The 12,578-nt window shown below is 69.0% G+C and carries 11 protein-coding genes and 1 pseudogene; 11 read left to right on the top strand and 1 reads right to left on the bottom strand.

Annotated features, from left to right (window positions below; all coding sequences use genetic code 11):
• Nucleotides 1–18: 18 nt before the first annotated feature.
• The 9 genes from AB0O76_RS37105 (at nt 19) to AB0O76_RS37065 (ending at nt 10,650) form a co-directional block, all read left to right on the top strand.
• Entirely contained in the window at nt 19–1,167 is a 1,149-nt protein-coding gene (locus AB0O76_RS37105) for a GNAT family N-acetyltransferase (protein WP_365500929.1), read from the top strand.
• A gap of 50 nt (nt 1,168–1,217) precedes the next feature.
• Entirely contained in the window at nt 1,218–2,429 is a 1,212-nt protein-coding gene (locus AB0O76_RS37100) for an acyl-protein synthase (RefSeq protein ID WP_365500927.1), read from the top strand.
• Nucleotides 2,426–4,981, top strand: coding sequence for an acyl-CoA reductase (locus tag AB0O76_RS37095; RefSeq protein WP_365500925.1), 2,556 nt, complete (start codon nt 2,426–2,428; stop codon nt 4,979–4,981). Before AB0O76_RS37100 ends, AB0O76_RS37095 begins: the two co-directional genes overlap by 4 nt.
• 313 nt (nt 4,982–5,294) lie before the next feature.
• Nucleotides 5,295–8,015: a class IV lanthionine synthetase LanL gene (gene lanL, locus AB0O76_RS37090; RefSeq protein WP_365500923.1), complete on the top strand. Its 2,721-nt coding sequence runs from the start codon at nt 5,295–5,297 to the stop codon at nt 8,013–8,015.
• The gene (locus AB0O76_RS37085) at nt 8,012–9,847 is read left to right on the top strand and encodes an alpha/beta fold hydrolase (protein WP_365500921.1); all 1,836 of its coding nucleotides are present in this window, start codon (nt 8,012–8,014) and stop codon (nt 9,845–9,847) included. Before lanL ends, AB0O76_RS37085 begins: the two co-directional genes overlap by 4 nt.
• A gap of 93 nt (nt 9,848–9,940) precedes the next feature.
• The gene (locus AB0O76_RS37080; RefSeq protein WP_365500919.1) at nt 9,941–10,078 is read left to right on the top strand and encodes a hypothetical protein; all 138 of its coding nucleotides are present in this window, start codon (nt 9,941–9,943) and stop codon (nt 10,076–10,078) included.
• A gap of 54 nt (nt 10,079–10,132) precedes the next feature.
• On the top strand, nt 10,133–10,270 hold the full coding sequence (locus tag AB0O76_RS37075; RefSeq protein ID WP_365500917.1) for an ALQxL family class IV lanthipeptide: 138 nt from the start codon (nt 10,133–10,135) through the stop codon (nt 10,268–10,270).
• A 49-nt stretch (nt 10,271–10,319) separates the two neighbouring features.
• The gene (locus AB0O76_RS37070; protein WP_365500915.1) at nt 10,320–10,457 is read left to right on the top strand and encodes a hypothetical protein; all 138 of its coding nucleotides are present in this window, start codon (nt 10,320–10,322) and stop codon (nt 10,455–10,457) included.
• A gap of 58 nt (nt 10,458–10,515) precedes the next feature.
• Nucleotides 10,516–10,650, top strand: a complete 135-nt coding sequence (locus AB0O76_RS37065; protein WP_365500913.1) for a hypothetical protein — start codon at nt 10,516–10,518, stop codon at nt 10,648–10,650.
• 257 nt (nt 10,651–10,907) lie between these two features.
• Here the strand turns inward: AB0O76_RS37065 and AB0O76_RS37060 are convergent.
• Nucleotides 10,908–11,090 (bottom strand): annotated as a pseudogene (locus AB0O76_RS37060) (IS256 family transposase); the annotation flags it as partial.
• A gap of 4 nt (nt 11,091–11,094) precedes the next feature.
• On the opposite strand from AB0O76_RS37060, the gene AB0O76_RS37055 reads away from it, so the two are divergent.
• The gene (locus AB0O76_RS37055; RefSeq protein ID WP_365500911.1) at nt 11,095–11,523 is read left to right on the top strand and encodes a hypothetical protein; all 429 of its coding nucleotides are present in this window, start codon (nt 11,095–11,097) and stop codon (nt 11,521–11,523) included.
• Between the two features lie 157 nt (nt 11,524–11,680).
• Nucleotides 11,681–12,556, top strand: a complete 876-nt coding sequence (locus AB0O76_RS37050) for a hypothetical protein (RefSeq protein WP_365500909.1) — start codon at nt 11,681–11,683, stop codon at nt 12,554–12,556.
• The last annotated feature ends 22 nt before the right edge of the window (nt 12,557–12,578 follow it).

Below are 12,578 nucleotides of genomic sequence, written 5' to 3'. Positions count from 1 at the left end.
GCGCCGAAGGGAAACGCCATGCCTGCCACCGTGGATCACACGCGCCCCGCTCGCCCCACCGCACACACCAGCGTCCTGATCGACTCCGCGGCGCTCGATGACGTGGGTGCCCTGCTGCGTCTGTACCGTACGGTGTACGGCGATGCGTACCCGCTGCGCCTCGGTACAGATCCGAAGGCGATGGCTGCCGCCCTGACCGACGCCGCCGTCCAGTGGTGGGTCGCCCGCGACGTGGCAACCGGTGACGTGGTCGGATCCGGGCTGCTGCGCACCGACCCCGTGACCCGCATCGGCAAGGTCGAGGGCATCGTCGTCCATCCCGACCGCACGGGCGAGGGCATCGCGGGCCTGCTCCTGGAGGCCCTGGTCGCCTCGGCCTTCGGTCCGGAAGGTCAGCTGGAATCGGTGTACGCCACCGCCCGCTGTGTCTCACCGGCTCCGCAGCGCATGCTGATGCGGCACGGATTTCAGCCGATGGGCCTGCTGCCCGGCGCGATCAGGCTGCGCGAGACGGAGACGCTCGCCCTGCTGGTCCGCTACCGGGACGGGCTTCCCGCCAACCGCAAGGCGCTCGACCGGGTCCCCAAGGAAGTGGCCGCCCTGCTCGAAGCCGCCCGCAGCCACGAGTCCGGCTTCGACTTCACGGACGTACACCCGCAGCCGTCTCCTGCGTGCGCCCCCTCGCGAACGGGCGCCGGCCTCGAGGTGAACCAGGACGCGGCATCGGTCCGTCAGCGCTACGCGCAGGTGCACGCCGATGGAGCCGGTGTGCTGCCACTGCACCAGCCGAACACCTTGCTCGCCTCGCCGGACGGCGGGTCCGAGACGTTCGCTGTCATCGACCCCACCGCGGGCAGTGGCCTGCTCCTGGGCGGCTCTACGTCCCCTGACGCGCCGGAAGGCATGCTCGGCGACGTCATCCGGGCGATGACCGAACGCGGCGCGACGTACATCGAGGCTGTGCTGCCGCTGCACGACAAGGAGCAGATCGAGCAGCACCTCGCGCACGGCTTCGTCCCCAGCGCCGTCTACCCGGCGATGCGCCTCAAGGACGGGGTATGGCACGACTATGTCGTGCTCAGCCGCACGACCGACCGCCCCGACGTTCGCTCGCTGTGCGTCGACGACCGGTTCGCTCCATACTTGGAGCAGCACGGCCGCAGCTGAGCCGGGGGGTACAGCCGTCTCCTCCCCCTAGCGCAAAGCGAGGGCGCACTATGGCCCGGTCCTCCGCGCCGACCGCACGGCCCGCCCACCAGAAGTACTTCGACCCCCTGTCGGTACCCGATCCCGAACGGCTGGCTCACGTACAGCAGTTGGGAGATGTACGGGACCCATACGCGACGGGGACCGATGTCGACGAGCTGTTCACCTCGGCCCTCGATGAGATCTGCCGCTGGCACGCGGAGAGGTCGGCGTTCTATCGGAGCGCGTGGAACGAACGTCTGAGCCGGGACGAGGCACCCCTGCGAACGCCGGACGACGCGACACGGCTCCCGCTGATCCACGCCAACTTCTTCAAGGCCCACGAAGTGGTGTCCATCGCCCCCGAACAGGTGGCCATGCACCTGACCTCGTCCGGCACTTCCGGCCAGAAGTCACAGATGTTCTTTGACCGTTGGTCGATCGGCTCGGTCATGCGTATGGCCGCCTTCGTCCTGGACCACTACGGGTTCGTCACCCCCGAGCAGCCCAACAACTACCTGCTCTACAGCTACGAACCGACCGATCGGCTCAACCTCGGCACCGCCTTCACCGACGACTTCCTGTGCGACCTGGCCCCTGTCAACCAGCGTGCCTACGCACTGCGCGCGGTCGGCGACGAGCACATCTTCGACGCGTTCGGCTGCGTGAGCACACTGCTGCGCTACGCGGAACAGGCCCTGCCGGTAAGGCTGTTGGGGTTCCCCTCGTTCCTGTGGTTCACCCTGGAGCGCATGCGCGCCATGGGCATCCCGCCGCTGAAGCTGCGCCCGGACTCCTTCGTCTACCTCGGGGGCGGCTGGAAGGGCCACACCGGCCGCCAGATCAGCAAGCACGAGCTGTACGACCGCGTCGAGGAACAGCTCGGCATCCCGCAGGAACGCGTCCGCGACAGCTACGGAGCGGTGGAGCACGGCGTCACCTACGCCGAGTGCGCCCGGCACAACCTGCACGCCCCGGTCTGGTCACGGATCTTCGCGCGCGACGTCGCGACACTGCACCCCCTTCGGTACGGCGAGAAGGGCTATCTCCACTGCGTGGCGCCTTTCATGACATCGGTGCCGGTGCACAGCGTCCTGATGGGCGACCTGGTGTCGATCCACCCTGGCTCGGAGTGCGGCTGCGGACTACGGACACCGTGGTTCGAGATCCACGGCCGCGCCGGCACCAGCACCAACCGCAGCTGCGCCGTCGCCGCGGCGGAACTTCTCAAGGACGCCTCATGACCGTCATCGCGCAGGACCACCTCTGGCAAGGCGCCTGGATCGACGACGCGGAAGCCGACAAGCGCCTCGCGGGGCTTCCTGCCCTGGTCGCCGACGAACTGGCCCGCCCTCTGCCCGTGCGCCAAGTCATCGCTGCCTGCGACCGGTTGAGCGGCACCTTGACCGCGCCGGACCACATCACCCGTACGCGACTGGCCGAACACCTCATGGCCCACGGCCACGACCCGGCCTCGGCCGAGCAGAGCCTGGGCGAGATCGCCGACTTCCTGAGCCGCGACGCGCTGGAACAGAAGGTCTCCGTGGAACTCGGCGGTACCGCCCCGCAGAGCTTGACACGGACCGACTTCCGCACCCCGGTCTTCGAGTCCTGGCAGCCCGTGGGCCTGCTGACCCACATCACGGCCAGCAACGACCCGATCGTGGGTATCTTCAGCGCCGTGGAGGGCCTGCTCGCCGGCAACATGAACATCGTCAAGGTCAGCGGCGGTGACTCGTTGTTCACGCACCTCCTGCTCGAGGCGCTGGCCACGCTCGACCCGGACGGCCGCATAGCCGCCCGGCTGATCGTCCTGAGATTCCCCTCGTCCCGCACCGACTGGCTGAAGCGCGTCTGCGCGACGGCCGACGCGGTGGCCGCCTGGGGCGGTGAGGAGGCGATCGCCGGAGTGGCCGCCCATGTGCCGACGGGCTGCCGCCTGATCGCATTCGGCCACAAGATCTCCTTCGCCTACGTGACCCCCGCCCTGTGGGACGACAAGCAGACCCTGCATGGCATCGCCGACAGCATCTGCCGCCTGGACCAGCAGGCATGCTCCAGCCCCCAGGTCGTCTATCTGGACACCGACGACCGTACGGAGCTGTCCGCCTTCGCCGACCGCCTCGCAGACGCTTTGGACCGGCGGGGAAGCGCCCTGCCGCCTCCCCGTCCCGCGCTCCAGGAACAGGCCGAGATCACCACGACCGTGCTGGTGGCACGGTCGGAGGAACACCTGGGCCTCACACAGGTCCACGAGAGCCCGGCCGCAGCCTGGCGCATCCTCGTCGACCACCGCGGCGTGCTGCGTGCCTCTCCCCTGTACCGCACCGTGTGGGTGAAGCCCCTCCCCCGCGAGCGGATCGTCACGACACTGCGCCCCATGCGCCGCTTCCTGCAGACTGCGGGACTCGCCGCCGCCCGGGGCGACGTTCCCGAGCTCGCGTCCCGGCTGTTCACGGCCGGAGCGCTGCGCGTCACCCCCGTCGGCTCGATGCTGGACAGCTACCCGGGCGAACCCCACGACGGCCTCTACCCGCTGCAGCGCTACAGCCGCCGCGTCAGTGTCCGGCTCGACGACCGCTTCGCCCACGACACCCGCCTGGACGACCTTCGCCGCCCCGCCCCCGGCGAGCCCGTGCCCCCGCTCTGGCAACGGCCCGACGCCACGCGTCCCGTACTGACCAAGGCCGATGTCCAGCGGCTCAACGCCGGCATCCCGTCCGAGAAGGCCCAACTCCATCTCTCCAGCGGCGGCAGCAGCGGAACCCCCGCGGTGTCGATCTACACCTACGCCGACTTCCGCACCCAGTTGCGGCGCGCCGGCGAGGGCCTGGTGGCTGCCGGGCTCGACGTGCGGAGCGACCGCGTGGCGAACCACTTCTACGCCGGTGACATGTACGCCAGCTTCCTGTACGGGCACGGTCTGCTGGAGCAGATCGGCGCGGCCCAGCTCCCCGTCTGCGCCGGCACGGACTACACGCGGGACGCCCAGCTGATCGTCCGGCACCGCGCGAACACCCTGATGGCCATGCCCTCGTACGTCTGGCAGCTGTTCCAGAACGCCGGTGACGTGCTGGGCGAGTACCGGGGAGTCAAGAAGATCTTCTACGGCGGCGAGCACTTCAGCGCCGAGCAGCGCGCGTACCTCCAGGAGCGCTTCGGCGTCGAGCTGGTCCGATCCTTTGTGTACGGCGGCACGGACCTGGGGAGCATGGGCCACCAGTGCGCGAGCGCCGAAGCCGGAGTCCACCACCTCTTCGACGACCTGTTCACCCTGGAGATCCTCGAAGTCGACTCCGACCTGCCGGTCGAGGACGGCGCCACGGGCCGGCTGGTCTTCACCCCCCACACCCGCAGCGCGCCGCGCATCTCCCGCTATGAACAAGGGGACTTGGGACGCTGGGTCGCGGGCGCGTGCGACTGCGGCCGCACCACTCCGCGCTTCGAACTGCTCGGCCGCACCGGAGACGTGGTCCGCGCCGGCACGTACTTCATCAACTACCGGGTCCTCGCCCGTATCGTCGCCGAACACCTCGGGTACTGCGGTGAGTTGCAGATGGTCGTGGAATCGGCTGCGGACCGGGAACGCATCACGGTCAGAGTCGACGATCGAGCGGTGCGCGACCCCGAGACAGTGACCCAGGTCCTGCTCACCCATAGCCCCGAACTGCGCGAGGCGGTGACCCGCGAGAGGCTGCTCGACCTGGTGGTCGAGACCGTCAGCTCCTCGGACTTCGAACGCAGTGCGGCAAGCGGGAAACTGCGCACTGTGGTCGACCGTCGACTGGCCGGGTGAGACGTCCAGAAGTGGCAGCGTTCTTCGCGGCGACCGTTTGAGCCAGGCACCTGCCTGACGGCCGGGGCTCGTCCTTTCGGGGACGGCCCCGGCCTCGTTGCGTTCGGTAGGTCAATGCACGCGCGCCCTCTTGATCGCCTCAGGCGGTTTCTCCAGGTGGCGGCCGCCTTCCCCGCCGATCGGCGGGGTCGGTTACGGCCGCCGGTCCGGTCCACCAGGTATGGGCCGCGGGCGAAAGTAGTGAGCACAAGGACGGCGCTGCCTACGAGCGGCCGCCACCGGCTCACCCACCACCCGACCCGAAGGAAGAACCGTGGAGAACAGCTCCTTCCCCCTCCAGGGGCTCGCCCGGCTCGTCGCGCAGCGCGAAGGACGCGACGACTGGACGTTCACGACCGACTCCTTCTGGTGCCGCGTTCAGCCGACGGACCACGAATGGCCCGCGCAGGGGTGGAAGCTCCACGTGTCCGCAACGCCTCTGTCGGCGCCCTTCGTGCTGGAGCGGGCGGCAGTCGTGCTGCTGCGTGCCGGATGCGCCTTCAAGTTCGCCGAGTCGATGGACCGCGTGAACGACCTCGTCTCGACGTACTGCCCGCGCGGGAGCGGCGGAAAGTTCATCACGGCCTACCCGGTCGACGACGACAGCTTCCGTCAGCTGGCCGCACAGCTGCACGAGGCGACCCTGGGTCTGCCCGGCCCCGCCATCCTCTCGGACCTCCCCTACCGGCCCGAGAGCCTGGTCCACTACCGCTACGGCGCCTTCCGCGGCACGACGGTGCTGTCCAATGACGGCTCATACGAGTCGATGCTCGTCGGGCCGCAGGGGGAACTCGTCAACGACGAGCGCAACGCGTGGTTCAGCCCGCCGCCGTGGGCCCGCTCACCGCTGTCGGACAGCGTCGAGCAGCCCGAGCGCAAGACTCCCCGAGGCGCGCCGGCCGCCGTGCTCCTCAACGACCGCTTCGTCGTACGGGAGGCGATCCAGCATTCAAACAAGGGCGGCGTGTTCCGTGCGGTCGACCAGCGCACCGGCGCCGAGGTCGTCGTCAAGCAGGCCCGACCCCACGTCGGCTCCCTGCTGAGCGGCGCCGACGCCCGCGACGCGCTGCGCAACGAAGCCCAGGTGCTTGACCAGTTCGAACCGCTGGGGATCACCCCGCGCAAGATTGCGTTCTTCGAGCAGCAGGGCAGCCTGTTCCTCGCCGAGGAGCAGATCACCGGCCTGTCGCTGCGCCAGTGGATGAAGAAGCACACCGAGACCAACGGTCGGCACGTTCCGCTCTCCCTGGCCAGGCGGATGGCGCTTCAGCTCGTCGACATCGTGTCCGCCGTGCACGAGCGGGGACTGCTGCTGCGTGACCTGACACCCAACAACATCATGGTCACGCCCAGTGGCGACCTGCGTTTGATCGACCTTGAGTACGCCACCGAGCCCGGCGCCATCGTGGGCCGCGTCATGACCCTGGCCTACGCCGCGCCTGAGCAGGAGAGTGCCCCGGCCCTGGGGCCCGCTCCCGGCCTGGCCTCGGACCTGTACGCACTCGGCACGACCTTGTTCTACCTGGCCTCGGGCAGCGATCCCGTGCTGCCCGAGGACCGGCCCCTGCCCCGCCCCGCGCGGCAGCGCATCGCGACGCTGCTGTCCCACATGACTGCGCACAGCCCGACGGTTCGTGCCTTCGCCCCGGTGATTCTGCCGCTGATGGCCGAGGATCCGTCCCGGCGCTGGGGTCTGAGCCGAGTCCGCAGCTACCTGGAGGGTGCCATCGCCCCGGCCCCGGCTCCGGTGTCCACCTCCGGGCAGACCCCGCTCACCGCCGACGGGCAGGGAGGACCGAACCAGCTCCTGTCCGACTCGCTCTCCCACATACGCGCCACGATGGACCTCGATCACCCTGAACGCCTCTGGCCTTCCGGAAACTTCGGTTCGATGACCGACCCGTACAGCGTTCAGCACGGCGCCGCCGGCGTGCTCCAGGTGTTCACCCAGGCCGCTCGTCAACTGAACGACGCAGCCCTGACGGAGACCGTGGCCCAGATAGCTCAGTGGATCAACCGGCGGCTGTCGACCGACCAGCGTGCGCTGCCCGGCCTGTACTTCGGCCGCTCGGGCACCGCATGGGCCCTGTACGACGCGGGTCAACTCCTTGACGATCCCACCCTGACCGGTACGGCCTTGGACCTGGCGGCCCGCATTCCCACCAGCTGGCCCAATCCGGACGTGTGCCACGGCGTGGCCGGTGCCGGCATGGCGCAACTGCACCTGTGGCAGTCCACCGGTGACGTGGCGATCGGCGCCCGGGTGCGTGCCTGCGCGGATGCTCTGCTCTCTGCCGCCGAGTACACGCCGGAGGGTGTCTTCTGGCCCGTCCCCGAGGACTTCGCCTCCCAGCTCTCCGGGTCCGCCTACTACGGGTTCGGTCACGGCGTCGCGGGCATCGGCAGCTTCTTGCTGGCCGCCGGCCTTGCCACGGGCAGCGACACGTACCTGAGCGCGGCACGGGCCGCCGCCACCACCCTCGCGGACTCCGCCGTCCAGGACGGCGACCGGCTGCGCTGGCCCGCCAGGCTCGGCAGCCCCGAGCCCTCCCCGTTGCCGCTGTCCTGGTGCTCGGGCGTCGCCGGTATCGGTGCCTTTCTGGCACGCATGTGGCAGGCCGAGGGCGAGCAGCGCCACCGCGACCTGGCCGAACAGGCAGGCCGCGCCGTGCAGGCGGGGCCCTGGCACCAGTCATCGGTGCACTGCCACGGACTGGCCGGCAGCGGCGAGCTACTGCTCGACCTCGCCGACCATCTCCACGCGCCCGTCCACAGGATCGACGCCGCCGATCTGGCCTCCCGGATCACCGCCCGGCACGCCCTGCGCGACGGCCGGATGGTGGTCGCCGACGAGTCGATGCGCGACGTGACGGCCGACTACAGCACCGGCCTTGCCGGGGTGGCCGCCTTCCTCCTGCGGCTGCGCCACGGCGGTGACCGCCTGTGGATGCCCGCCGTCTCCACGACCGTGCCCGAGAACGGGGTCTCCCGATGAAGCTCAACACCATCACCACTGCCGGCGCTCCCAGCGCTGCCGACACGGTCCTGAACAGGTTCAACTTCCGCTTCGACGGATCCGGACAGCACGCTGCCTGTCTGGCGGCCGGGGCCGATGGCGCCCTGCGTATCGAAGCGTGGACCTTCGGCGCCGACGGCACACGCACCCGTCTGCTCCCCGTATCGGCTCGTGAAAGCCTGGCGACCCAGCTGGTGTCTGCCCACGACGGACGCGTGGTCGCACTTCGCGGTGGCTCCGCCCCGTTCGAACTGGCGCTGATCGAGCCGTCCGGTGCCGGAGTGCACAAGCGGCCCGTCGCCCGCCTGCACCAGACGGGGGCGCGGCTGCTGGCCAGCCCCGACCCGGCCACCCTGGCCCTGGTCGTCACGTCCGACGAAACGGGCGGCACCACCGTGCGACGGCTGACCCGTGACCTGCGCCTGGAGACCGTGCTTGAGCACGACGGTGTGCTCGGCGGGGGCCTGTGGCTGGACGAGCACGGTCACCGGCTGGCCTTCAGCCACGCGGTGAACGGCCGTATCGCGACAGCGGCGGCCGACCTCACCCGCGGCACCGTCGGCCCGCTCCTGCCCACAGGCGAGCAGCCGCTCCTGATCGGCCCCCCTTCGCAGCTGGCGCTGATCGCCGCGGCGAAGGATGGCCGCATCCGGCTGGGAGTGGCCGATCTGTCCGGCGCCCGGCCCGCGCGCTTCCCCTCCGTCCTGGACGCCCCCGCCATCGGGAGCGTCGCGCCCCTGGCCGTGGATCCGTCGGGGCAGCGCTTCGCCCTCGTCGCCGAGCAGGGAGCCCGCTCCACTCTGCTGGTGTTCGACGCGAGTGCCGACACCGTGACCCGCCACCCGCTGCCGGACGGGGTGATCAAGGGCGCGGGCTCCTGGACCGTGTCGGGTCTGCGCTTCCTGTTCGCCGCACCCCATCGGCCGACGGGCATCGCCACCCTCACCGACTCAGGTTCGCTCACGCTCCCCGAGCCGGTGTCGCGGCCCTGCTCCGACCGGCGTCCCTGGGCTCACGCGCACCTGGAGACCCTCGACGGACCGGCCGGGCCGATTGAAGCCGTCGTGTACGGCGGTCCGGACTGGCGCGACAGCCCGCGCCTGATGGTCGCTCTGCACGGTGGTCCCGCCTCTGCCTGGAGGTTCGACTTCTCGCCGTTCTTCCAGCACCTCGCCGACATCGGCATCGCGGTCGTGGCGCCCAATCAGCGGGGCAGCACCGGCTACGGCCGCGAGCACCAGGAGGCGCTGCACCACGCCTGGGGCGTACCGGACCTCGAAGACGTACGGCACCTCGGACGCGCGCTGGGCGAACACCGGCGGCGCATCGGGGCCGAGCCCCCGGCCCTGTACGGCATCAGCTACGGCGCGTTTCTGGCCCTGCTGGCCGCGGGAGCCGATCCCCACCTGTGGTCGCGCTGCGCCGTGGCGGCGCCGTTCCTGTCCGGACCCCGCCTGAACTCCCAAGCGTCCCCACCGGTGCGAGCGATGTTGAAGCGCCTCGGTGGCCTCACGGAAACCGATGACGCTCTGGGGCCCCGCGACGCGCTCCTCTTCGCCGGCCGCATCCAGACTCCTCTGCTCGTCATGCACGGAACCCAAGACCAGATCGTCCCCGTGGCTCACGCCAGGGCCCTGCATCAGCACTTGTTGCGCGGGGGCCGACGCGAGGGCGAGGGCTTCTCCTACGTAGAAGTCCCCGAGGGCCGACACAGTCTGCTCGACGAAGCAGCAGGTACCGAAGTCGCAGCCACCATAGGCCAGTTCATGGTCGGCGCGATGCCCGTCACCACAACAGGAAGGGGTCTATGACCGAACCCGACATCAGCACCCTCCAGACCCGCACCGGCAGCTGACGCGGCTGCCAACCCGCAACTCTCCCCCCTCTCAGAAAAGGAAACCCTCATGGAACTCGACATCAACAACCTCCAGACCCTCACCGGCAACGACCCCGTCGCAGCTGACAGCTGCTGGGGCACCTGCGGCTGGAGCAGCGGCAACGTCTGCGGAATCAGCAACGCCTGCGGCTGGTCCAAGGCCTGAGCTCCCAGATCTCACTCTCGCCCCCCGGCACACACATCTCGAAAGGTCACAACCATGGAACTCGACATCAACACCCTCCAGACCCTCACCGGAGACGACCCCGTCTCCCTGGACGACTGCTGGGGCACCTGCGCCTGGAGCTCCGGATCGGTCTGCGTCGTCACCAACGGCTGCTACGTCACCGGCAGCTGACGCGGCTGCCAGCCCGCGACTCTCTCCCCCCTCAGAAAAGGAAACACTCATGGAACTCGACATCAACACCCTCCAGACCCTCGCCGGCAACGACCCCGTCTCCCTGGAAGGCTGCTGGTGGTCCTGCGGCTGGAGCAGCGGCAACGTCTGCGGAATCAGCAACGCCTGCGGCTGGTCCAAGGCCTGACCCCCTCTCCCTCCACCAACACACCCCGACGAAACGTACCCATGAAAAGGACATATCCATGGAGCTCGACATCAGCACTCTCCAGACGCTCACCGGAGACGACCCCGTCTCCCTGGAAGGCTGCTGGGTGACCTGCGGCTGGAGCGGCGGCAACGTCTGCGGCGTCAGCAGCGCCTGCGGCTACACGGGCTGAGGCAGGACCGACGCCGAGGGGCGGCGCGGAACAACGCATGTGTTGTTCCGCGCCGCCCCTCAGTGAGTTCGTCACCGTCTGCGCCGCGCCATCCAGCCACGACGTGGACGGCCAGGAGGAGTTCCTGCACTTGCCTGATCCTCTCTTCAAGGTCCTTGGTCGACTGCTGGGCGACGGTCTCACGGTCGACGCGCCGCTGGACCTCCAGCTCCATCCCCGAGGAGGAATAGTCAATACCTGTGGATCTTCGGGGTAGTTCAGGCTGCGTGAGCCTCGGGGCGTTCGATGAGTTGGCCGCGTCCGAAACGGGCTCCGGCGCGGACAAGGGCGACGAGGTGGGGCACGTTCACGGCCCGCCATCGCTGCTGTGCGGACTCGGCGAGCTTGAAGACCATGGCCAGCGCGGCGGCCGCGCTGCCCGCCCCCTTGGCGACCTTCGTCATCGTGGCAGGCGTCGTTGGCTGGAACCGCTACAACTACGTTTCCTTGGGGCGGGGCCGCTTGGCGCTGGCTGCCCAGCGGGTCTTTCTGCTCGTCGGCATCGTGACCGCAATCGCTCTGGCCATGGCCGTCGGCATTCGTGCGGCTGATGTCGCAGCGAAAGACGCTCGTGCGGCAGCTCGGTCAAACCGTACGCCGAAGCCGTACTTCGGCCTACAGGGCAGGCTGGTGTGCGTACGGTCTCTTCAGCAACGGATTCCCGTCTTCAACGGCCCCATCCCCTCAGACCGCCCCTTGCTCACCTTTGGTACCTCCACTGACCAGGCATGGCTGTGGGACGCCGTCAGTGGCCAATTGCTTGCCGTGCGGACCGAGGATGTGATGCTGGAGCGCGCCGTCGGCAATCACTCGAGCTGTGGCGATCGGACCTGACCACGGAAGTGCCGCAGTTTGTCGAATGCGGTAGGTGAGATCTGGAGGGAACTCGTGTCGGCCGATGTCTCTGAGCTGCTCTGTTTGAGGAACCAGGGCGAGGGTCGGTGCGTCCTATAGAGGGGTATGCCGGCCCGTTGGGCAGGGGGTGGTGCGGATGGGTATCGAGTTCAGTTCCGAGGTGTCTCAGGGGCTTGGGCAGCCGAAGGAGATCTTGGAACGGGAGGAATCTACAGAGGGGACTCCCCTCGAACCGAAACGGAATGCGCTCAAACGGATCAGGATTGAGCCGGTCGAGTCGAAGCTGTACCAGGCCAGGCGTGCCGGGGTCGAGCGGCGCCTATGGCCAGTGACGGAGACCGATCAGGGTTCTCCGGAGACGTTCAACGGGGCCTTTGAAGGGCTGACCGACCGTGCACTCGACAAGCTGGTTCGTGAGTATCGGCCTCGCCGCTATCACATTGCCTGGTACGCGAACGAGACCAAGGTGATGGACAAGGTGACCCGGAGGCTTCGCGGTGTCACCAGCCTGGAGGAGGCCAGGGCGGCTACCCGAGACCTCGCGATCGTGATTCACGAGTTCGGGCCCTCCGACCGCCTCCCCGAGACCGTCACCATTCTCGGCTGCCCCCTCAAGGAGGGCGAACCGTCCGAAGAACTGTCCTTGAAGGTTGACGCCCTGCCGCCGAGGCTCGAGGTCTTTCCAACACGACCCGGTGACCTTTCCCGGTGGACGGCGGCAGCTGCCACGCCCACGATCTCGGCGATCCGTGGCGAGTACGAGGATGCCGCCCTCCAAGCGGCCTCTGCCATGCTGGCACAACAGGATTCGTGGGAGGCCAAGGTTCTTCGGTTCGTGACCGAGGGGATGCTCTGGTTCCTGGTGCCGACCAAACCCATCACTGCGGCCGTGCAGTTGTTGACCGACGCGGTGCGGCGCGACGAGGCGCCGCAGGCATGGTGGGACCTGGCTCAAGGGCAGTTCGTGGGTCAGATGTGCCACCTCGCCCCGCTCCCCGTCATCCTGGGGTGATTCAGACGCGGCCCGGGGATCT

Source organism: Streptomyces sp. NPDC086554, assembly GCF_040686095.1.
In the GTDB taxonomy this organism is placed as follows: Bacteria; Actinomycetota; Actinomycetes; order Streptomycetales; family Streptomycetaceae; genus Streptomyces.
The sequence above is the reverse complement of the archived record's forward strand: the minus strand, read 5'-3'. Positions and strand labels throughout refer to the sequence as shown.